Source organism: Quatrionicoccus australiensis (genome assembly GCF_020510425.1).
Classification (GTDB): domain Bacteria; phylum Pseudomonadota; class Gammaproteobacteria; order Burkholderiales; family Rhodocyclaceae; genus Azonexus; species Azonexus australiensis_A.
Genome location: NZ_JAHBAH010000002.1, coordinates 18,359 through 40,450 on the forward strand (window position 1 = coordinate 18,359; position 22,092 = coordinate 40,450).

20 protein-coding genes are annotated in these 22,092 nt (G+C 58.3%); 6 read left to right on the plus strand and 14 right to left on the minus strand.

The window, feature by feature from the left end; genetic code table 11:
• The first annotated feature begins 140 nt into the window (after positions 1–140).
• The 3 genes from KIG99_RS20035 to KIG99_RS20045 are packed head-to-tail and all read left to right on the plus strand — an operon-like array spanning position 141 to position 2,061.
• Positions 141–320 carry a hypothetical protein gene (locus KIG99_RS20035; protein WP_226461888.1) on the plus strand — a complete coding sequence of 60 codons (180 nt, stop codon included), beginning with the start codon at positions 141–143 and terminating at the stop codon, positions 318–320.
• Positions 313–771 (plus strand): LexA family protein, encoded by a 459-nt coding sequence (locus KIG99_RS20040; protein ID WP_226461890.1) that lies wholly within the window; start codon positions 313–315, stop codon positions 769–771. Before KIG99_RS20035 ends, KIG99_RS20040 begins: the two co-directional genes overlap by 8 nt.
• 3 nt (positions 772–774) lie before the next feature.
• The gene (locus KIG99_RS20045; RefSeq protein ID WP_226461891.1) at positions 775–2,061 is read left to right on the plus strand and encodes a Y-family DNA polymerase; all 1,287 of its coding nucleotides are present in this window, start codon (positions 775–777) and stop codon (positions 2,059–2,061) included.
• 299 nt (positions 2,062–2,360) lie between these two features.
• Here the strand turns inward: KIG99_RS20045 and KIG99_RS20050 are convergent, their stop codons facing one another.
• From KIG99_RS20050 to KIG99_RS20065, 4 genes are read right to left on the minus strand one after another with little or no spacing between them, the layout of a single operon-like run.
• On the minus strand, positions 2,361–3,077 hold the full coding sequence (locus tag KIG99_RS20050; RefSeq protein ID WP_226461892.1) for an ABC transporter ATP-binding protein: 717 nt from the start codon (positions 3,075–3,077) through the stop codon (positions 2,361–2,363).
• A 1-nt stretch (position 3,078) separates the two neighbouring features.
• A complete protein-coding gene (locus KIG99_RS20055) occupies positions 3,079–4,272 on the minus strand; it encodes an ABC transporter permease (RefSeq protein WP_226461893.1) in 1,194 nt (397 codons plus the stop codon).
• The gene (locus KIG99_RS20060) at positions 4,269–5,459 is read right to left on the minus strand and encodes an efflux RND transporter periplasmic adaptor subunit (RefSeq protein WP_226461894.1); all 1,191 of its coding nucleotides are present in this window, start codon (positions 5,457–5,459) and stop codon (positions 4,269–4,271) included. The genes KIG99_RS20055 and KIG99_RS20060 overlap by 4 nt, the downstream gene beginning before the upstream one ends.
• Complete coding sequence (locus KIG99_RS20065; protein WP_226461895.1) at positions 5,456–6,061, minus strand: TetR/AcrR family transcriptional regulator; 606 nt, start codon at positions 6,059–6,061, stop codon at positions 5,456–5,458. Before KIG99_RS20065 ends, KIG99_RS20060 begins: the two co-directional genes overlap by 4 nt.
• Positions 6,062–6,271: 210 nt before the next feature.
• Between KIG99_RS20065 and KIG99_RS20070 the strand changes: the two genes are divergently transcribed.
• Positions 6,272–6,619, plus strand: coding sequence for a hypothetical protein (locus KIG99_RS20070; protein ID WP_226461896.1), 348 nt, complete (start codon positions 6,272–6,274; stop codon positions 6,617–6,619).
• Between the two features lie 430 nt (positions 6,620–7,049).
• On the opposite strand, the gene KIG99_RS20075 is transcribed toward KIG99_RS20070, so the two are convergent.
• The 3 genes from KIG99_RS20075 to KIG99_RS20085 all read right to left on the minus strand — a co-directional run bounded on the left by KIG99_RS20075 (position 7,050) and on the right by KIG99_RS20085 (position 9,324).
• Positions 7,050–8,417, minus strand: coding sequence for a GGDEF domain-containing response regulator (locus KIG99_RS20075; protein WP_226461897.1), 1,368 nt, complete (start codon positions 8,415–8,417; stop codon positions 7,050–7,052).
• A 165-nt stretch (positions 8,418–8,582) separates the two neighbouring features.
• A complete protein-coding gene (locus tag KIG99_RS20080) occupies positions 8,583–9,071 on the minus strand; it encodes a PP2C family serine/threonine-protein phosphatase (protein ID WP_226461898.1) in 489 nt (162 codons plus the stop codon).
• A 4-nt stretch (positions 9,072–9,075) separates the two neighbouring features.
• Positions 9,076–9,324, minus strand: coding sequence for a hypothetical protein (locus tag KIG99_RS20085; protein WP_226461899.1), 249 nt, complete (start codon positions 9,322–9,324; stop codon positions 9,076–9,078).
• Positions 9,325–9,973: 649 nt separating this feature from the next.
• On the opposite strand from KIG99_RS20085, the gene KIG99_RS20090 reads away from it, so the two are divergent.
• A complete protein-coding gene (locus KIG99_RS20090; RefSeq protein ID WP_226461900.1) occupies positions 9,974–10,393 on the plus strand; it encodes a hypothetical protein in 420 nt (139 codons plus the stop codon).
• Between the two features lie 349 nt (positions 10,394–10,742).
• On the opposite strand, the gene KIG99_RS20095 is transcribed toward KIG99_RS20090, so the two are convergent.
• Together KIG99_RS20095 and KIG99_RS20100 are read right to left on the minus strand one after the other, a co-directional pair.
• Positions 10,743–12,974: an ankyrin repeat domain-containing protein gene (locus KIG99_RS20095; protein ID WP_226461902.1), complete on the minus strand. Its 2,232-nt coding sequence runs from the start codon at positions 12,972–12,974 to the stop codon at positions 10,743–10,745.
• Positions 12,975–13,216: 242 nt separating this feature from the next.
• On the minus strand, positions 13,217–13,396 hold the full coding sequence (locus KIG99_RS20100) for a hypothetical protein (RefSeq protein WP_226461903.1): 180 nt from the start codon (positions 13,394–13,396) through the stop codon (positions 13,217–13,219).
• Between the two features lie 630 nt (positions 13,397–14,026).
• Between KIG99_RS20100 and KIG99_RS20105 the strand changes: the two genes are divergently transcribed.
• Positions 14,027–14,341: a LexA family protein gene (locus KIG99_RS20105; RefSeq protein WP_319002423.1), complete on the plus strand. Its 315-nt coding sequence runs from the start codon at positions 14,027–14,029 to the stop codon at positions 14,339–14,341.
• On the opposite strand, the gene KIG99_RS20110 is transcribed toward KIG99_RS20105, so the two are convergent.
• From KIG99_RS20110 to KIG99_RS20130, 5 genes are all read right to left on the minus strand, one after another.
• Entirely contained in the window at positions 14,338–17,304 is a 2,967-nt protein-coding gene (locus KIG99_RS20110; RefSeq protein WP_226461904.1) for a Tn3 family transposase, read from the minus strand. The two genes, KIG99_RS20105 and KIG99_RS20110, sit on opposite strands and share 4 nt — an antisense overlap.
• A 2-nt stretch (positions 17,305–17,306) precedes the next feature.
• Positions 17,307–17,867, minus strand: coding sequence for a recombinase family protein (locus KIG99_RS20115; RefSeq protein WP_226461905.1), 561 nt, complete (start codon positions 17,865–17,867; stop codon positions 17,307–17,309).
• Between the two features lie 247 nt (positions 17,868–18,114).
• Complete coding sequence (locus KIG99_RS20120; protein WP_226461906.1) at positions 18,115–18,543, minus strand: hypothetical protein; 429 nt, start codon at positions 18,541–18,543, stop codon at positions 18,115–18,117.
• Between the two features lie 12 nt (positions 18,544–18,555).
• Positions 18,556–18,939 carry a hypothetical protein gene (locus KIG99_RS20125; protein ID WP_226461907.1) on the minus strand — a complete coding sequence of 128 codons (384 nt, stop codon included), beginning with the start codon at positions 18,937–18,939 and terminating at the stop codon, positions 18,556–18,558.
• A 25-nt stretch (positions 18,940–18,964) separates the two neighbouring features.
• On the minus strand, positions 18,965–22,084 hold the full coding sequence (locus KIG99_RS20130) for an efflux RND transporter permease subunit (protein ID WP_226461908.1): 3,120 nt from the start codon (positions 22,082–22,084) through the stop codon (positions 18,965–18,967).
• Between the last annotated feature and the right edge of the window lie 8 nt (positions 22,085–22,092).

Below are 22,092 nucleotides of genomic sequence, written 5' to 3' on the forward strand. Positions count from 1 at the left end.
TTTCCCTTTCGTCAAACCTCCCCTGTAACCCAGATGTGTCGGCGGATTTCACGGATCTGGTGAGCGATTCGAAATGCATACAGTGTTGCGCTCCGCTAAGTACTGTACGAATATACAGCACTCGTAATAAGGAGCCGAACATGATTCGTATCGTCTGCCCACACTGCCATGCCCCACTAGCGAGTAACGAACAGGAACAAGCCACCATCGAAGGCTATTTGAGCCTGATCTGTCCGGAGTGCTCATCTGTCCTCGTTTCCGACAGTGAGCGCGAATATCACACGCTGACCGAGCACTACCCCGAGCTGGCTCATGCCTGAGTTGTGCTTACGCCTGGATAATCTGCCTGGTGTGTTTGTTCCCTTGCCGGGCGCGCCACGCCAGCCATTGCCGATTGACGAGGTGCGTGTCTCTGCTGGCTTTCCCAGTCCGGCGGCCGACTATGCTGACAAGCGCCTCGACATCAATGAGTACCTGGTACGCAATCCGATCTCGACTTTCTTCTTCTCGGTGGAGGGGGACTCCATGCAGGGAGCCGAGATCTTCGACGGCGACATCCTGGTGGTCGACAAGAGCATCCGGCCCCGGCACGGACAGATCGTCGTTGCCTTTGTCGATGGCGAACGCTTGGTCAAACGGCTGTACCAGTGGGGTGGCAGGGTGGCCTTGTTAGCCGAGAACTCGAGCTATCCGCCGTTGGAAATCCAGGATGGCATGGAGCTCCTGATCTGGGGAGTGGTCACTGGCAAGTTCAAGCACTTTGGTGCCTGAAACATGGCGGTGTTCGCACTGGTGGATTGCAACAACTTCTACGCTTCCTGCGAGAAGCTATTTAATCCCAAGCTTAAAGACACGCCGGTCGTCGTGCTCTCCAATAACGACGGCTGCGTCGTAGCCCGATCGGCTGAGGTCAAAGCGCTTGGCATTCCGATGGGCATTCCCTGGTTCAAGATCCAGCAGGATGCAAAACGCTATGGGATCGTCGCCTTCAGCTCCAACTATGCGCTCTATGCCGACATGAGCAATCGGGTGGTGGAAATCCTTTCATCTTTTTCACCGAATATCGAGGTCTACAGCATCGATGAGAGCTTTCTCGATCTTTCCGGCTATGAGCGTATCGGATATCTCACCTATGGTGCCGAGATCAGGCAACGAATCGCTGACTGGCTAGGCCTCGCCGTCTGTGTCGGTATTGGCCCCACCAAAACCTTAGCCAAGCTCGCCAATCACTGTGCGAAGAAGAAGCTGGCCGGGGAGGCTGGCGTCTGCGACTTCACGACGATGCCGGCCATGGAGCGCCTGGCTTTGTTCGACCGGATCGATGTCGGGGAGGTCTGGGGTGTCGGCCGAAAGATCACCGCCAGACTCGAATCCATGGGCATTGGTACTGTTCGCCAACTACACGATGCGGATGCCGAAACCCTACGTAGTCAATTCTCAGTAGTGCTGGAACGCACTGTTCGTGAGTTGCGTGGCGTGTCTTGTCTCAATCTGGAAGAGGTCGTTCCCGACAAGCAACAGATTATGAGTAGCCGGTCATTCGGAACATTGGTTTATGACCGGGCAGAACTAGAGGAGGCCGTGGCCAGTTACATTGCCAGGGCAGCCGAAAAACTGCGGGCGCAGGATGCCCTGGCTGGGGCGTTGCAGATCTATATCCGGACCAATATCTTCAAGCCGGAAGTGCCACAGTATCAGCGGGCGATGACCATCCCTCTGCCTGAAGCGAGTGCCGATACTCGGTTGCTGACTCTGTGGGGGCTACGTCTGCTACGGCAGATATATCGGCCTGGGTACGGTTATCACAAGGCGGGAATTACCTTGATGGAGATCGTTCCGCGAGCCAACCAGCAATTCTCGTTGTTCGTACCTAGCAGCCAGGAGCCAAGGCGCAATGACAAACTGATGGCAACGCTTGATGCAATCAATGGGCGGTATGGGCGCGGTTCGTTGCGATTGGCAGCAGAGGGAGTGACAAAGTCCTGGCAAATGCGCAGAGGCAATCTGTCGCCGCGATATACGACGGATTGGGAGGGGGTGCCGCGGGCGATGGCGAGCTAGGGATAGACCGGATGTCGGCCAAAGCGGCCGGTGGTCATTTCCATGAAAAATGGCTGCTTCTGAAAACTAAGCAGCCATCCGTATCTGGATGAACGGACCAACACGCTTCTGTCTCTAGTTACTTCCGCTTCGTGCGAGCAGTATCGGCAACGTATCCACACAGCTGAACGACACCAACAAGATTGTGACCCACGACCACTCCGGGAACAGGTAAGAAGTCGTTGCCGCCAGAATCAAGAAAATGAGAACAAAGAACATGTTCTGCGTTCTGATGAATACTTGGATACAACGCTGAGCTGTCAGATTTCAGGCTGGCCAGCCCCGAGTCCCTGCTCTTCAAAGGTTTTTCCATCCCGGATGTGATAAATGCGCTTGAAGGTGGGAATGATTTTCTCGTCGTGGGTAACCACGATGATGGCGGTTCGAAACTGCCGGGCCATGTCGTTGAGAATGCGCACGACGCTGAGCGCCCGTTCGCTATCCAGTGGTGCCGTCGGTTCATCCGCCAGAATCACCGGCGGTTGATTAGCCAAGGCCCGGGCAATTGCCACACGTTGCTGCTCGCCACCGGAGAGCTGTGAGGGATTTGCCTTGGCACGGTGGCCAACATCGAGCGCATCCAGCAGTTCTTTCGCCCGCTTGCGCGCTTCGCCATTCGGTTTGCCGGCCAGCATCGGCAACAAGGCCACGTTGTCGGTGACGTCGAGAAATGGAATCAGGTACGGCGCCTGAAACACAAAGCCAATCCGGTCGCGGCGCAAGGCTCTGAGGTCCGGAATCTTCCAGCCATCCGCGAAAATCACCTCGTCGCCCAGGGTCATCCGGCCTGCCGTCGGCTCGATGACGGCGCCCAGGCATTTCAGCAGGGTACTTTTGCCCGAACCCGACGGCCCAATCAGGCCGACCACCTCGCCCGGCGCAACGGTCATATTGACGTCTTTCAGGGCGTCGACCGCCGTATCGCCTTCGCCGTAGCGTTTGCGCAGCCCCTCGATATGAATCCCGAAACCTTTCACATTAGCCTCCGATGGCCGTTGCCGGGTCGACACGCAAGGCGACCCGGATGGCCAGCGTGCTGGCCAGGGCGCAGATGAGCATCACCACGATGAATCCGCGTACTGCATCCCCTGGCTCGAGCAGGACGAATTTCGGGAAAAATGGCGCCCAGACGGTGGCGGCGGTCTTGCCGACCATGAACCCGATGAGGCCCAGCCCCATGGCCTGCTGCAGAATCATCCCGGCAATCGTCCGGTTGCGGGTACCGATAAGCTTCAGAACGGCTATCTCCCGTATCTTGCCCAGCGTCATGGTGTAGATGATGAAGGCGACGATGGCGGCGCTGACGATGGCCAGGATGACCAGGAACATGCCGATTTGCTTGGCCGAGGTGGCAATCAGCTTGGAGACCAGAATTTCTTCCATCTGAGCGCGGGTAAAGGCTTGCAGATGCTTCCAGCGGCGAATCTCAGTCGCTACTTGTTCCGGCTCGGTGCCAGGGACAATCTGAATGAGCACCGCATTGACGTTGTGATTGGCGTTCTGTGACGCCAGGATGGCATCGAGCAGGCCCGGTACACCGGGTCGGTTCAGGTTTGGATTGGCCGTGGTGCGGGCCCGCTCATTGAGAATGGCATCGTTGTCCTTGAGAAACTGCGCTTCCTGCGCATCCTTGAGCGGGATGAAGACCATCGGGTCGCCGCCCGACGAGACCATCCGCCGGGTCAGGCCAACCACGCGATAGTCGTGGCGGCGGATGCGTATCGTGTCGCCCAATTGAAAGCCGGTCTTCACATCGGCCACCGCCTCGTAATGGCTACGAGTAATCTGCCGGCCAGCGACCAGGTATCCCGGCTCGCCGGGTTGCCCGGGTTCAAAGCCGACCACCATGGCCCGGACATCGGTATTGCCAAGGCGGACCTGCATCGTCAAATAGGTGACATTGGCCGCACGGGAAACCCCTGGCTGCGCCAGCAAGGCCCGATAAACGTCGTCGCGCAGACTCGACGATTCGGCGTAAGGCCCCTGGGTCTCCTGTTGCACTACCCAGATATCGGCACCGCTGTTATTGAGCAATGCCTTGGCATCGTCGACCATGCCGCGATAAACGCCGGCCATGGTCAGGGTCACGCCAATCAACAAACCCAGGCCGATACCGGTCAGAACGAACTTTGACCAGGAGTGCAGGATGTCCCGCCCGGCCAGGCTAATCACTTGGGATTCCCCACGAGTTGGCTGACCACCTTGATGCGGGCGCCCTCATTGAGGTCACGCTCGCTGTGAATGACCACCTCGTCGCCAGCCGCCAAGCCATAGAGAATCTGCACGTTGCCCTCGAGACTGGTGCTGCCCAGCTTCACCGGAGTCAGACTGGGCTTGCCATCCTTGAGTTTCCAGACGCCGCTGCCCTGCGCCATCTGTTTGATGGCGGCGTTCGGGAGCAGCAACCCGGATTGGGCTGCCCCGGTCTTCACGGTGACTTCGGTCATTTCGCCAACGCTCAGTCCCTCGGGGATGCGCTCGAACGTGATTTGCGCGATGCGCTCCTCCGTGACGCTGTCGCTAACCGGCTCGATACGCGCCACCTTGCCGGGATGCTGGGTCGAGGCATTGCTGCGCAAAACAATATCCGCCGCCTGCCCTACAGCCAGGCCGCGCGAGCGCCCTTGATCGAGGCGCGCCTTGACCCAGAGGCTGTCCGGTTCCACCAGGCGGAGGACCGCCTGGCCGGCAATCACTGTCGAGCCGGGCTCCGCATCGCGACTCGTTACCAAGCCATCCCGCGGGGCCAGCAGGCGCAGGTTGCCGCGTTGTTGCCGAATGCCGTCCTGGTCAGCCTTCAGCCGAAGTTGCTCCTGACGGGCGCCTTGCAGGTTGGCTTCGCTGGCCTCAAGCGCGGCCTGAGCTGAATCCAGTTCCTGCTGCTTGCCTTCTACCGCGCTGGGGCTGACGAAATTCCTTCCGCCCAGGTCGCGATAGCGTCTGGCATTGAGTTCGGCGAGTTGGCGTCTGGCCACGGCATCCTTGCGCTGTGCTTCAGCGGCCGTGACGCCACTGGCCGCCCGGGCATAAGCGGCTTCTGTCGAGCGCAGGCGTTCATCGAGATCAACGGGGTCGATTTCGGCCAGCAACTGCCCCGCCTTGACCGTCTCGCCCACATCCACATGCACGGCTTTGACGCGTCCCGCAGCCGTTGGACCGATGAGATAACTACGGCGGGCTTCGACCGTCCCAATGCCGAATATCGCTGGGGACAGCGAGCCGGACTCCACACGGAGTGTGGTGACCTGGATGGGAGATAACGGGCCTGAGCGAGCGATAACCACGCCAAATCCGACGACGAGGATTGCGGCGAAAAGCCCGAGTCCAAGCTTACGGCTAATGAACTGGCTGGGTTTCATGATTTGGCTCCTAGGCCGGCAAGATAGAGCTGGAGAATCCCAATTACCGGCTCATCAGCATCCGAGGAGGCTCCCCCGAGCATGGACTGCATCACCAGCCCCTGGATGGCGCCGAGAAATAGTGCAGCGGCAGCCTGGACATCGACATCGTCTCTTATCAACTGGGCTGCTTTGGCTTTGCCCAAGGTTTCAGCCAACATCTGCCGATAGCGCCGCATGATTTGTTGAACGCGCTGCCGCACAGGCGAGCTATCCGGTTGCTGGAGTTCGGCAAAGACCAGGCGTGGAACACCAGGAAATTCACGTATGAATTTTACGTGCGCCAGGAACATTGCTTCCAGACCGCTCAAGACATCGGGTGCCGACGCTTGTGCGTCCCCTAGTTTGGCCATCAGTTGCGTCTCTGTCCATTCGATGACGGCCAGTCGAATCGCCTCTTTGGTCGGAAAGTGGCGGAACAGCGCACCCTGCGTCACATTCATCGCCTTGGCAATATCCGTCGTCGTGACGTCGGCGGGGTTTCGCTCGGCAGCCAGGGCGACCATTGTGGCAATGATTTCTGCCTGACGGGACTCGGTTGATTGGCGAGCGTTAAGGGACATGGTTACTTGTATGTAATAAGTTACTTACAAGTATAGCCAAGCAATTTCAGTTTTGTCTAATATTCTTGTTGCCAGTTGCAACTCATTGTTACGGAGACTGATTTCTGTGTCATAGCGGCTATAAATGAAGTGACGGGATGGAAAAACACCTCGCCAGTTTCATCAGAGGTATTTCACAGTAGTGATGGATTAGTCTTTTGGGAGAGAAAAATGACCACGAACACTTCGAAGATTGCCCTGTCAGCTATTGCGTTGGGTTTGATGGCGTCGACAGCTTCCTTTGCCGCGGATGTCCCGATTTACGGCAGCCAACTGATGACCAATCAGGAACGCATTGAGCATCGCAACAAGATGCAGGCCGCTAAAACTGCTGAACAGCGTGAGCAAGTCCGGCTGCAACATCATGAACAGATGCAATTGCGCGCCAAGCAACAAGGCGTGACCTTACCGGATACCCCACCTGCTCAAGGAGGCGGACAAGGTCGCGGCATGGGACCGGGCGGCGGTATGGGGGGAATGGGTCCCGGTGGGGGAATGGGGCCGGGACCGAATCGCTGAGTGTCAATCATGGGCACCGGTAGCAACCGGTATTAGCCCGTTCAGCCGCATCAAGGTAGCGGTCAACCTGGCTCATCGCACCCTTGATGTGCTTGGGGGCAAGCCGCGTATATCTTTTTGGCTCAGGGCAATCTGCTATTGACTACTGACCTGACGTTACGCAATGTAGACTTTGAATGACTGAGATAGCCATACTGCCAAGCCTGCAACAATGCTGGTTCATCTCGGAATAGAGCTGGTGGTTCATGTTCATCATTCCGGTAGTAGCATTGTCCCCACGCTTCCGCGTCTACCAAGGCTTCGTTCATTTCTTCAGAAGAAACGTCGGACGGCATCACGAGGCTGCCAATCTTGGCTTTCCACCGGCTAAAATGCTGTAATCGAACAGGAATGGTGGCGATGCAATTGGCGATAATTGCATCGCCCTGCCCTAATCGGCGATTCGCAGACTGTTTCTCCCAGATTGCTTGGCTTCGTACATGACGGTATCGGCATTCCTGATCAGGGAGTCAACCGTTTCGCCTTCGGTCCCGGAGAACATGACAAGGCCGATACTTGGAGACGAACTGCAGACCACCGGCCCCAGGTGGTAGGGCTTTCCCAAGGATTCGAGGATCTTCTGCGCGACCTTCGCAGCGTAGCCCTTGTTTGCCTCGCGGTCTTCATGAAGCTGAGTGAGCATAACGACAAACTCATCGCCGCCCAGCCTGGCCACGGTATCGCTTGTCCGGATGCAAGCGGACAGGCGCCGGCCAACCTCAATCAACAGTTGATCGCCGGTATCGTGCCCGTAGGTGTCATTCACCTCCTTGAAACGGTCCATGTCGATGAACAAGATTGCGCCGCTTTCGCCGTCGCGGCGGTATTGCGAGATGGTTTGCTGGAGACGATCGATCAGCAGCCGGCGATTCGGGAGGCCGGTCAGGGGGTCAAAGAGCGCGAGGCGCCGATACTCTGCTTCCATTTTCTTGCGTTCAGATATGTCACGCACGGAGCAGACCATGCGAACAGCGGTACCGTCCTCACTGCGCTCGACCACTCTCCCCTTTTTCTCAACCCACACATAGTGACCATTGGCATGCCTGACGCGATGTTCGATGGCCAGCGGTTCGTCGTGGTCGAGGCAGGCATCGAGAGCACGCGATACCAACTCAAGGTCTTCGGGATGGATCAGTGATTTCACGAAAGCCATCGAATGCTCAAGTTTGTGTTCGTCCAGGCCAACGATGCGACACCATGAGGCGTTATTGATCAGCGAATCAGAAGCCACCAGCCAATCCCAAATGCCCTCCCCTGTGGCCTCCATGACGAAGCGCAGGCGTTCTTCACTTTTCGCCCTGGAGTTCAAAGCTGAGCTGAGTTCCTTCTGAATCGTGATCCGCTGCACGATGTTGTTGATTCGGAGCAGCAACAAGGAGGGCTTGAAGGGTTTTGCGATGTAGTCATGAGCGCCGAGGCCAAGGCCATGCAGTTCGTTGGCCGCATCATCAGCGGCGGTCAGGAAGATTACCGGCGTTGTGCCGAAATTCGGAAGAAGCTGCAGGCGCTGCAGCGTCTCAAAGCCTGACAAGCCGGGCATCATCACATCGAGAATGATCAGGTCAAAGGTCTTATCTTTAACTGCGTTGATCGCTTCGTCGCCCGATGTTGCCGTTGTCACATCATAGTCGAGGCCGAGCAGCAGTTTCAGAAGCATCAGAATATCTGGCGTGTCATCGACGGCCAGGATTCGAGCCTTTTGTGCCCCACCGGTGTTCCGATTGCTTTCGATTTGCGACAATTCTGCTAAAGAGGTCATAGAGTTTTGCTCACCAATTGAGTGTTGCTGTTGCTGGATGAGTAAAGCCCTCCTTTGACCATTGCTTTGTCGGCGATTTGTCTGCTGTCGCTCTTCAATGATCAGCTTCCATTATACCGACACGAGCCGCTTTACTCATTTTCCGTCCGGACGCTCCACGAAGCCCTAGAGCAGGCCTTCGACAAGCGACTCGGAAAATAGTGCCGGCGGCAGATAGCGATTAAGGACCAGCGCCATCATGTAGCGCCTGACCGAGGGCGGCAATGAGTCCCTGGATACCCATACTTGGGGGTGCGCGGTGCCGTAATTGCTCGCCAATGCGGCGTTGAGGCGCGCAAGTATTTTGACCGGCGAATGCCCATCGGAACGTTCTTGCTCCCACCAACTGCGGATCAGGCCGCTAGGCAGGCTGGCGACGGCCCCATCGAACTCTTGAAGCAGTCTCGATGTTTTCCACGGCACATTCGCTGTCGAGGCAACACCGGTGCGAAACGCAATGCCACACGGACGTGAGCAGCAAGGGGCAGTCTTCGCTGTCATCAGCCGGTGTTTGCTGACCTTGAACTCAGTCCCGCAGTGCGGGCAGATCACCGACTCGGTTGCGGTATGGATGGATGGCGCCGCGTTGGCGCCGGTGTTCTTCTTGCGCGGCATCCGGCTAGTCGATGTACTCGCCGGCGGTGTTACGGCGGCGCCAACCGAGCTTCGTATTGAAACCAATCTGCCCCTTCTTGCGCAGCGCCTGCAGGCGGCGGTTAATGACTCGCCAAGGTTCCTGCTTTGGCGTGGTGCAGAAGACCTTGGCTTCGTTTTCAAGCCTGCTCACGAGCGCGGTGTAGGTACGATTGCTCTGCGCAATCTGCGTGAGGATTTCGGCATCCAGGCTGCTGTAATCGGGAGTTGCCATGTGAAAGTCCGTTGAAGACATTGGGGCGAAGAGAGAGGTAATCAACCGCAGAGTTCAAGGTCCAGCGCGCAGCCAAATTTTAGCAGCAGCGCGGCGCGCGGGTGTTTGATTGCTTCGGGCCGGGTCAGGCCAAAGGCGTCAAAGATCGGGGCACCATAAGGTATCCGGCGGGTCGGCTGGAGGTCCAGCTTTTTCCCGATTTGCTCCGTCGCATCTACACAGGCTTGATGACGTATTCCGGCTCAAGCAGTTGAGCTTCGAGGTTGGTTCAGGCTGGAACGGCCCCTACGACTTCGCAATCCTTGATGAAGCCCAACATGAGGTTTGCAGCTATCGCCGTGCCTTTTCCAACGGCAAAGACCCGGTTGAAATCCCCTACGAGTATCACGATCGGATCGACACGAAGCAATGGGCGGTTTCCTTGCGCCGTGTAAGGGAGGCGCCCACCATCGAGGAGCGGGAAAAGTTATTTCCCATAAGTCCTAATAATGGGAAATAGCGGGAAAAGTTATTTCCCATAATTCCATATAATGGGAAATAACAGCTAGGGTTCGCATCGGTTCGCATCATTTGTCAGTTTTTCGCCATTGTTTTCCCCGTGTTTTTCTTTAAAAATAGCAATTTCGTTCGAACGAAATACAGGAAATCGGTGGAAATCAAGAAGCGAAAGCCTGGTCGGCCAGGCGTTTACAAATCATCATCCGAGCGATGTAAAGCCTGGCGAGATCGGCAAAAGAAGTTATCAGCGAATGCTGAATTAAATGCTATATCTCTCGTGCTCAGAGATCAGATGGGGCGCGACTGTTTTTTACCGCAAACTATCCGACTAATTAACAATGCGGGGACGGTAGCAAAGATAGCCAAGGACATGCTGGAAATGCTGGAGTCTGCGCGCGAACCTATGCCAGAAACGGAGCGCGCATTCCTTGAGAATGTTGTTCGATTCTTTGAGGGTGTTGATGCTCTCGCAAAAGATACTTACCTTGCCACCTCCGAGCGCGCGAAGAAAATAGACAAGGCTAGGCTTGCGGAAATGACTAATGTGATGGCCCAACTAGTGAAGTTTTAGCCCTAGACCGGACGCAGCGCTCGAATCCAATCGGAAAACCACAGGATCGAGCCCCCTGCCCTGCCCTTCACACCTGCACATCGAACTCGCGATGATTCTCTTGCGCCACGCCGCGGTACGTTACCTGCGGCCCTCCTACGCTGAGGGAGGTGTTCTGCCGGAAATGCTCCTGAGCGGGCATTTTTGTCATGCTCGGGTGGTATCTTGCTCAAGCTGCTAGAGCGGATACGGCCCCCAGCCAGCCCTGAAGGCAAGGTCGAGACTCCGTACTACCTTGCACTTTCCGGGAGGTGGGCCAATTTCTAGGCGGGGGCATTCCGTCTGCCGTGACTAGAGTTCCGTTTCCGGGTCACATGATTCCGTTGCTTCGCATGTAGTCTACGACCTCGGCAGCAGAGAATCCCATCGCGATCTTCGGGCAGTCCAAACCTGCAGCATCCGGCCGATACGGATCCCCGCCGTGCCGGACCATCAGATCGAACGCCCAGCCGGAGTTGTTTTCCGCCGCGAGCATGAGAGGCGTCCTTCCGGGCGTCGGATAACGGTGTAGTGAGTTGGGATTCGCCCCGTTCTGCAGAAGCAATTCGACGATCCGGATCAATTTCGGGAGGTTGTGCCTGCGAGTCCGCTCTTCGACCATCGCCGACACGAGCGATTCGAACAATTCGGCATAGCGGGGGGCTTCTCGCAGTTGGGCGATACCCCTCCCGTCGCCGAAAACGCCGGCCATCGACACTCCGTACCGCCGCATCACCTCCCTTTTGACCATGTCGGGATTCGACTCCAGTGACCGGTACAGGTAGCCGTAGAGCATACCCGGATTCCGGACCACGCCGATTTTCGTTACCGCCGAATACAGCGGCGTTTCTTGGACGACGTTGCCCCTCAGGTCGGCAGAAGCCCCCATGGCCAACAGTTTCCCAACGACGTCCGGCTCTCCCAGTTCTACGGCGCAAAGTAGGGGCGTAAGCCGTTTCTTCGCGGTAACGCTGTCGAGGGAGGCTTTCGAATGCGTATGCCGGAGAAGGGCGTCCAACACCCTGCGGTCGCCGGATTGTTCCGCTTCCTGGATCGCGCAGAGCAGGGCGGAGCCGCCAGACGGATCCAACTGGTCGACCGGCGCTCCCTTCGAGAGCAGGAGCTCCACTTCCTCGACGCGGTTGAATGAGGCGAACATACGAAGTTGGGGCCAACGTCGCACCTGGCCGTCCGGAAACCGCACTGAGACGATCCGGTCGGGTTTCCCGGTATCGGGCTTGATCCGCGCGATTTCGTCCTCGTCGATTGCCAGGAACGGCAGGGTGGCTGATCGAAGATCGGCTGCCGGAGCTTCCGGAAACCTTCCGCGTTCCGGAAATACCAGGTGGAAATTCTGAACGAGATGATCGAGCTCCCAATTCTCCACCACGTCGCCCGCGAGCGGCTCCATGAACAGACCGAACGCTACCGCACGGTGCTTGAGCCTCTTGAGGACGGGTTTCCTCCCGAGGTACGCCGCCAGCACGAGCGCTTCCTCGACGATGCGTCTCTGCTGGTCGCCCGCCCGGTAATTGGCGAGCTCGGCAGCGCGTTCATAGAAGGCAAGGGCCGTATCGAAGTCCCCGGAAAGCGCGTGCCAGCGGCCGCGAAGCCATTCGGTATGGAAACGCGTCCGGCCTTCCGGTTCGAGCCGGTTGGCCGCGCGTTCGTACTCATCGAGCTCAGCCTTGGTTTTCTCCTGGTCTCCGGCTTCTTTCCCCGTGGTGCGCTTCAGGTTCTCGTAGAGCGTTAGAACGGGGAGCGTGAGTTCGGAATAGCGTCGGCCTGATTCGATCACTGCCGTCGAAAGGATTCGCCCAATATCGATGTCAGGCATGCCGAGCAATAAGTGCCGGCGCATGAAACCGCGGAACGGTAGTGGGGATTCTTTTTCCAGATGAGCGAGGGCACGGGCGACGGTCAGCCAAATGCGAAGGTTCTGGATCTTTTCGGCACTGACGCCACCAACCTTCTCCAGAGCTTTAGCGAACAGGAAGATGCTCTGGCTGTCGGGCAGATTCGTACCATCCGCCCATTTCCGTACCATTTCGAATTCGGCACGATCCGCAGTGGTCGCTTCGGGAAACGCCACCCTGGCCAGCGGCCGATTTTCCGCCTGGTTGAGCCACTCCAGGACGACGGAGACGGGACGCAAGTCGGGATCGAAAAGCTTCATCAGGTCCGGTCCGCCGAACCCTTTCCTCGTCCCGAAAATCAGGCCGAGTGCGTGCGGGGCGAAATAGTGCTCAACGAGAAGCGGCAACGCCTCCTTCCGATCCAGGCTGTCCAGGGGCACGTTCGATACGAGATTCACGTAGCTCGCGTGGACGTACGAGACGGTTTGGGCCACGAGGTCAGCGAACTCGGGATCGACGCTCTTGGCCAGCGGCCCGACTAGGAGTTCGTCGCCGAGGTCCGGCAGCAAGGTCCAGTCGAACTCGCCTTCGCGGGCCAACCGGTCGACGTAGCGATTGCCGGCCTTCGTGCCGATTGCCACGGCAGCAGCCCGGTATATTTCGCCGAGGCGCGGATAGGGCGGCAGTAATTTTTCGGTTTCGTTCATGTTTCGCAGCCAACCAGGAGTTTGCGGAGATCGCGTTTGAAATTGAGGAAGGCCCGGTGGTCGCTCGGGGTGCAGGGTACCGGTATCCGTCTTCCGGTGGGCGAGACGAGTTTTCCGTGCCGGCCGCCCATATGATATCGCCATCCGTCCCGGACGATTTCCGAGACGTTTCTGTCGTTGCTGTATTTCATCGTCGGCTCCAGACTCCCGGGCGGCGCTGCCTGTCCGGGAGGATCGTTCGGTTACTTGCCGTTCCCGGATTTGCCAGCGCCGTTACGTGCTGCGACCGACTGGGCGCGGGCAGCGAAGGAGCCCTTCGCGACGATTCCGCCGGTAGAGCGGGCGGTGGCGCCCTGAATGCGTGCAGCAGCTGATGGGGTCATAGCGGTACGGGCGCCAGAGTTGGAATTGGACTTGGCCATGGGATTTTCCTTTCGAAGAGTCTTGATGCGTTGCCGGGATTGGCTCCGCGATTCGAAAGGTACGTCCATATTCGCAATGCTCCGTCCGCGCCGACGGTCGAAAAAATCTGAAAAACGCGGAACGCCTACCGAATCGGCCGCGCTTCAGGAAATAGGCCGTCGGAAGGGTATTGCCGGAGGAACTCCCGGCTCGCCGAAACCGGGGCGAAGAGCCAGTCGCCGTAGAGGCCCTCGTCGAGAATCACGATCAACATTCGTTCGGAAGGCTGGATACCAGCCGAATCAGGTCACTCGGCTTCGTACTGCGCGAAAGAGGGCAAGCCGTTCTTCGGCTGGGAGGACGCCGGCGACGACGCTAGGAAGCTCGCCGCGAAATTCGTAGAACGCTTCCCTGAACTTTCCAGGGCGTCAGAACAACTCGTCGAGCTCCGGGCTTCGTTCGATCGTGCGGAAGCTGTTAGGGGTTTGCCGCTTCTTCCTGAATGGTACCGCGCCCTCCCAATCACGGAACGGGGCTTAGCCCTCATGCTTTCAAAAACGCCTATCCGGTAATCCGCCCGCTCCTTCGCATCGGCTCCGTTGCACAGTGGTATATACTGTGTTTATTAACAGTATATATGCGCCTCCACGATGCCCGTAGCTCCCCTTTCCTCACGATTCCGAGCCCCCGATGGCCTGCCGTTCGGGTTCCGGGCGGCCGCGGAATCCCCCCCGCCGCTTCCCTTGCCGCTCGACGGGGTGAAGGTTTCGGCGGGATTCCCCTCCCCAGCCGCCGACTACGAGGACAAACGCCTCGACATCAACGACTACCTGGTACGGAATCCGGTCTCGACATTTTTCTTCCCCGTTCAAGGCGATTCGATGGAAGGCGCCGAGATCTTCGAGGGCGACGTGCTCGTCGTCGACAAGGGGTCGCCGCAGAATTCGGAAAAAATCGTACGCTAAGACTTTCCACTGCTGCGTAGCGACCGAAACTGCCCATCCTCAACCTTCCGGTTTTGCCGCCAGACGTAATCACCGGTCAGATTGATGTGCTCCCAGCCCAACGGCGACAGATATTGCAGCAGTCCGTCATTGATGGGTTTGCCGGTCTCTCGCAGCGCCAGCGTTGCACGGTCGAGATAGACGGTGTTCCACAAAACGATGGCGGCTGTCACCAGATTGAGGCCGCTGGCGCGATAGCGCTGCTGCTCAAAACTGCGGTCGCGGATTTCGCCCAACCGGTTGAAGAACACGGCCCGGGCCAGCGCGTTACGCGCCTCGCCCTTGTTCAACCCGGCATGGACACGGCGGCGCAACTCGACATTTTGCAGCCAGTCCAGGATAAACAGCGTGCGCTCGATCCGCCCCAGTTCGCGCAGCGCAACCGCCAAGCCATTCTGGCGCGGGTAGCTGCCAAGTTTTCGCAGCATCAATGAGGCGGTCACCGTGCCCTGCTTGATTGACGCCGCCAGCCGTAAAATCTCATCCCAATGGGCGCGAACATGCTTGATATTCAGCGTGCCGCCGATCATCGTGTTCAGTGCTGGGTAGTCCTGTTCGTTCTTTGGCACATACAGCTTGGTGTCTTTCAGGTCACGAATGCGCGGCGCAAAACGAAACCCCAGTAGGTGCATCAAGGCAAATACGTGATCGGTGAAGCCGGCCGTGTCGGTGTAGTGCTCCTCGATCCGCAAGTCAGATTCGTGGTATAGCAGGCCGTCGAGCACGTAGGTGGAATCACGCACGCCGACGTTGACCACCTTCGTGCTGAACGGTGCGTACTGGTCCGAAATGTGGGTGTAAAACAGTCTGCCCGGCTCATGGCCGTACTTCGGATTGACGTGGCCGGTGCTCTCGCCTTTGCCACCGGCCCGAAAGCGCTGTCCATCCGAAGATGACGTGGTGCCGTCGCCCCAATTCGCGGCAAAGGTATGGCGGAACTGGGTATTCACCAGATCGGCCAGCCCGGCTGAGTAGGTTTCGTCACGAACGTGCCAGGCTTGCAGCCAGGCCAGCTTGGCGTAGGTCGCACCGGGGCAGGACTCGGCCATTTTAGTCAGCCCCAAGTTGATGGCATCCGCCAGGATGGCCGAAAGCAAGAGCGTCCGATCCTTGACCGGTTCTCCATCCTTCAGATGAACGAAATGGCGGGTGAAGTCCGTCCAGTCGTCTACGTCCATCAGCAACTCGGTGATCTTGATGCGTGGCAAGTACATCCCGGTCTGGTCGATCAGCGTTTGCGCCGCTTCGGGAACAACGGCATCCAGCGGCGTGATCTTCAGGCCGGAGTCGGTGATGATGGCGTCCGGCAACTCGTTCGCCAGCGCCAAACGATTGACTGTCGCCAGTTGCTCTTCCAGCAGGTGCAACCGCTCATGCAGGTATTGGTCGCAGTCCGGATTCACGGTAATCGGTAAGGTTTTCGCCTGCTTGAGTGTGACAAACTTCTCGACCGGCAACAGGTATTCGTCAAAGTCACGGAACTGGCGGGAGCCTTGCACCCATATATCCCCGGAGCGAAGCGCGTTCTTCAGTTCGGAGAGGGCGCAGATTTCATAAAAACGGCGGTCGATTTCGCCATCGGTGAAGACCAGTGATTTCCAACGAGGTTTGATGAAGGCTGTCGGCGCGTCCGCCGGCACCTTTCGTGCGCTGTCGGAATTCATGCCACGCACTACTTCAATGGCGTCCAGCACGCCCCATGCTGCCGGTGCTGCGCGCAGCTTGAGCACATCCAGGAATTCCGGCGTGTAGCGGCGCAGCGTATTGAATTGTTCACTGACCAGATGCAGGTGATCGAACGACTCAGCTTGGGCGAGTTGATCGGCATCGGTGACGCTCTGCGTGAAATCGTTCCAAGGGATGACCGTCTCGATGGCGACGTACGGATCAGTGCCGGACTGTTTGGCCTCCAGCAAGGCATGGCCGATCTTCGAGTACAGCCGTACCTTGTCGTTGATCGCCTTGCCCTGTTTCTGAAACTGCTGTTGATGTTTGTTCTTGGCGGTACTGAAGAGCTTGACCAGAATGCGGTCGTGCAGATCAATCACCTCATCGGTCACCGTCGCTGTGCCCTCCAAGGCCAGTGCGACCAGGGTGGCATAACGCCGCTCGCTCTCGAACTTGGCAAGGTCTTGCGGCGTCATCTGTCCGCCTTCCCGTGCCATTTTCAGCAGGCGATTCTGGTGGATCTGGCGGCCGATACCCTCTGGCAGAGACAATTCCTGGAACGCCTTCAGACGTTCGATGTGCTCCAGCATGTGCCGGGAGTTTGGCTTCAAGGGCGATTGGCGCACCCAAACCAACTTGGTGATGTTTCTCTCCGGTTTGATCTTTAGCAGATCGTCGAGCCGGCGCCGGTGCTGTGCAGTCAGCGGTTCGGTTAAAGTCCGATAGATGCGCCGGTTGGCACGCGTCACGGCTTCCGCGCAGGCCCGCTCGACGACGGTCAGTGCCGGCAGAATGACTTGTCGTTGCCGCAGTGTCTCCAGCGCTTGAGTTGCGAGCACCAAGCCCTTGTCGGTCTGCATGGCCAAATCGGTCAGACCACGTACCAGAAAGCGGAAGTCGGACAGCCCAAACGGTGACAGACCGAGATAAGCGCGTAGTTCCTGGAGGTGTTCGCGCCGTGTTTCATCGCGCTCGCCGTATTTGGCCCATGCGCTGGTCTCAACTCGGACTTGACGGGCGACCCATTGGATGACCGGTTCCGCTACCGCCAAGTCGCTGGCCAGCGCATACCCTGGATAACGCAACAGACAGAGCTGCACCGCAAAACCGAGCCGATTCGCATCGCCCCGGCGTTGCCGAATCAGCGCCACGTCGGTTTCGTTGAAGGTGTAGTAGCGGATCAAGTCATCCTGGCTTTCGGGTAGGGCCAACAAGCCCGTCCGTTCAGTCGCGGAAAGTATTGAGCGACGCGGCATGCTCAGTCGTCCGTTCTCAGGTATTGATACAAGGTCTCCCGGCTGATCCCGAACTCCCGTGCCAGCGTCGCTTTTTGTTCACCAGCGGCGGCTCGCTGCCGTAATTCGGCCCCCTGTTCGGGCGACAGTGCTTTCTTGCGCCCACGGTATGCGCCGCGCTGTTTAGCGAGCGCGATACCTTCACGCTGCCGCTCGCGGATCAAGGCCCGCTCAAATTCTGCGAACGCGCCCATGACCGAGAGCATCAGGTTCGCCATGGGCGAGTCCTCACCGGTAAAAGTCAGGTGTTCCTTGACGAACTCGATGCGCACCCCGCGCTGGGTCAGCTTCTGGACCATGCGGCGCAGGTCGTCCAGGTTGCGGGCCAGCCGATCCATGCTATGCACTACGACGGTATCGCCTTCGCGCACGAAGGTTAGCAGTGCGTCGAGTTGTGGCCGTTGCGTATTTTTGCCCGATGCCTTATCGGTGAACACTTTGTCCACCTGAACCTGTTCCAGTTGACGCTCCGGGTTCTGGTCGAAGCTGCTGACCCGGACGTAGCCGACGCGTTGACCTTTCAAAGTTCTCTCCCAAGTGAATTCTGTCAGGTAGAAATCTATGACCTGTCACAGCATGTGTCAAGAAATTGAATATTTGACCCTATCCGGACTTCTGTAAGCGCTTAGCCCTGACATCAGGTTGGGGTATAGCTCAAGATGACATTACGAGACCACACGAGGAAAATCAGCTATTCGGGAAGCACGAACCAAAACCATGGGCTTGTCGCCTTTTTGGCTTTATATGCTTCCCGAAACCGACTACCCGGAATCAGTCGAAGCGAACATCGATCTGCTTTCCATCAGGTTTGGTGCAAAATCCCGATGGAGCTTGGCCCGAACGCCAAGCCAGCAGGCATCGAATCGTTTCCCCATTTTGGGTACGCAGTACCGGCGATGCCGAACTCCTTATGTGATCTCTATCCATGCCGCTGGAAATTTGGTCGTAATGTTTGCCGGGGCCAAATAATTGACGCACTTTTGCGAGGTCTTGATGATGCTGGATCACAAATCCTCGCCCCTCATACCGCGCTCCTTCGAGTTCCAGAACCATGACCGGCGGTTGCGTGCCCTCGTGGCTGAAGGAGCCCGTGACGGGAGGCGAGTCGTTCTCTGATACCAGTCGATGGGTATGCCCGACACAACCGGAAAGCGTCACGCCCAGAAAACATGTTGCGAGAACTTTTGTGATCGCAGACATGCGACTTCCCTTCTACTTCAACACGAAGCGAACGGTTGCCGGTGCTTTGCCATGGACGGATACCAAGGCCACAATCTTGCTGTTGGCAAGCTTAAAACTTCCTGCGGCCTCCAGTGCCGGCCCTGCCGGTTTCAACTCGACTTCCTGCTTGTCGGTGCCAACGAGGATGGTCAGTTTGGCGCTGGATTTTGAGACGTCCACCGGCTTGCCATGATCGCGCAAATGCAACTGGATCAAATCCGGCTTTGCCACCAGTTCGTAGTCCATATCCTTGACCTCGCTGACGACGCCACCGTGGAGCGGCTTGTGTTCATGCCCATGGTCGTGGCCACCGGCGGCGAAGGCAAGGCCAGAGATGCAGAGGGAAACAGCGGAGAGAAGATGAATCGGTTTCATGGGTTTTCCTTTCGTTGAGAAAAAATCAAAGCGCACCGGCATCGCGGTCGGCCATCAGGCGTTCCACATCCTTGCGGCCAAACAGCCAGAACATGACAGGTGTCAGGAAGGTGTCGAGCAGTGTCGAACTGATCAGGCCCGAGAAAATGACCACCGCCACCGGATGCAAGATTTCCGTGCCCGGCCGCTCGGCTTCGAACAGCAATGGCGCCAGCGCAAAGGCCGTCACCAGCGCCGTCATCAAGACCGGCGCAAGACGTTCCAGCGAGCCGCGCAGGATCATCTTGTGGTCGAAGTTCTCGCCTTCCATGCGCATCAAGTTGATGTAGTGGCTGACTTTGAGAATCCCGTTGCGCACCGAAATGCCCGCCAGCGTGATGAAGCCGACCAGCGCGGCGACCGACAGCGGTTGCCCGGAAATCCACAAGCCGAGCACTGCGCCGACCAGCGCCAGCGGAATATTGGCCATGATCAGTGCCGACAGCACGACCGATTTGTAGCGACTGAACAGCACCACAAACATCAGCACCAGCGAGACGATGGAGAGCAGGCCAACTAACCGCGAAGCCTCCTCCTGCGCCTGGAACTGCCCGCCCAGGGTGATGAAGTAGCCTTCAGGCAGTTTGCTTTCGCCGACGACTTTGCGGATGTCCTCGACGATCTCGGACAGCGCCCGCCCTTGCGCGTTGGCTGAAAGCACGATGCGCCGCTTGCCGTCGTCGCGGCTAACCTGGTTCGGTCCGTCGCCGTCCTCGATGGTGGCGATTTTTGACAGGGGAATCGGGCCGCCCGGCGTCTCCAGCAAAATCTGCCCCAGTCCTTGCAACGAGCGGGACGATTCGGGCAAGCGCACGACCAGCGCGAAGCGCCGGCCGCCCTCGACCACCTGCGTTACCTTTTCGCCTTCGACCAGGCTTTGCAGCGTCGCCAGAATCTGTGGCGTCGGCACGCCGTATTGCGCGGCCGTCGCATAGTTGACGCTGACCTTGATCTGCGGCGCCAGCACCTGCTTCTCGATTTCCAGATCTGCGATACCGGGAATACCGGCCAGCCTACCGCGCAAGGCGTCGGCCTGACCGCGTAGCGTGTCGAGGTCGTCACCAAAAATCTTGATGGCGATCTGCGAACGCACGCCGGACAGCATGTGGTCGATACGGTGCGAAATCGGCTGGCCGATGGCAATCGCCGCCGGCAGGTTAATCAGGCGGGCGCGAATGTCCGCCGAAATCTCATCCATTGTGCGCGTCATTTCGGACGCCGGTTTCAGACCGACATCCAGTTCGCTAACATGAACACCTTCAGCGTGCTCATCCAGTTCCGCCCGGCCGCTGCGTCGCCCGACGTGCACCACTTCAGGAACCGCCTTGACCAGCACCTCGGCTTGTTGCGCCAGAGCCGACGACTCGGCCAGCGTGACGCCGGGGTTGAGGCGCATTCCGATCAGCAGCGTTCCCTCGTTGAAGGGTGGCAGGAAGGTCTTGGGAAAAAAGGGCACGGCGGCCGCTGCCACCAGAATGGCGACGGCACCGGCCGCCAACGCCGCTTTGGGATGGTTGAGCACCGTCTGCAAACTGCGGCCATAGCTGGCCTTCAGCCAGGCCAGCAGTTTCGTGTCGCCATGGTCGAGGGACTTCATGCTGGGCAGCAGGTAGAAGGAGAGCACCGGCGTCACCGTCACCGACACCACCAGCGAAGCCAGCGTCGAAACGATGAAAGCGATGCCGAGCGGCACGAACAAGCGCCCTTCCATGCCGGGCAGCGCGAAGAGCGGCAGGAAAACCAGCACGATGATGATCGTTGCGTAGAGGATGGCTGAACGCACCTCCATCGTCGCATGGGCCACCAGTTCAATCGGGTGCATCCGGTGATCGTGGTGTTTGGCCCGGTCCTCCTTTAGCCGTCGCAGCACGTTCTCGACACCGACTACCGCGTCATCGACCAGGCCACCGATGGCGATGGCCAGGCCACCAAGGGTCATGGTGTTAATCGACAAGCCGTAATAGTCAAAAACCAGCGCCGTCATGAAAATCGACACCGGGATCGCGGTTAGGGCGATCACCGTCGGGCGCAAGGTGCCCAGAAAGAAGAACAGGATGACGGCGACGAAGACCGATGCCCCGATCAGCTTGCCTTGCAGCGTGCTGATTGACGACTCGATAAAACTCGCCTGGCGGAAGGTCACCTTGGGCGCCTCCATGCCGGCTGGCAGCGATTTCTTCAGATCCTCCACGGCGGCCTCGATGCTCCGGGTCAAATGGATGGTGTCCGCCGTCGGCTGTTTCTGGATGCCGAGAATCACCGCCGGTTTGCCCTCGAAACCGGCATCGCCCCGCTTGATGGCGGGTGCGAAGGTCACGTCGGCGATTTGGCGCAATAGAACGGGTTGACCGTGGCGTGCGGCCAAGGCGAGATTCTTCAGGTCATCCAGACGCGACGTGCGGCCGAGATGGCGAATCAGGTATTCGCGGCCGTTGAGTTCGAGGAAGCCGCCGGAGGTGTTGGCCGAGTAGCCCTTGAGCGCCCCGGTTAACTGCTCGTGTGTGATACCCAGCTCCGCCATGCGTGTCGTGTTCGGTTGCACCTGGAACTGGCGGACCTCGCCGCCGATGGGGATCACCTGAGCCACACCGGCGATGGCCATCAGACGCGGACGCAGCACCCAGTCGGCGTATTCGCGCACCTGCATCGGCGAAATCTTCGCCGTGTCGATGGGAATGGCGATCTGCATGATTTCGCCCATGATCGAACTGATCGGCCCCATGCGCGGCGTGACGCCCGCTGGCAGCCCTTCCTCCATCGAGGAAAGACGTTCAGACACCATTTGCCTAGCCCGGAAAATCTCTGTTTTCCAGTTGAAGGTCACATAAATGAAAGAGAGGCCTGCACTGGACACCGAGCGCACGCTTTCCACACCGGGCAGACCGTTCATGGTCGTTTCCAGCGGGAAGGTGATCAGTTGCTCCACTTCCTCGGCGGCCATACCGCCGGACTCGGTCATGATGGTGACCGTCGGTTTGTTGAGGTCCGGAAACACATCCACCGGTGTGCGGGAGAGCGTGAATGCCCCATAAGCCATCAGCACCAAGCTGGCGATGATGACCAGCAGGCGGTTGGCAAGGCTGTTGTCGAGAAGCCACTTGAACATGATTGGCT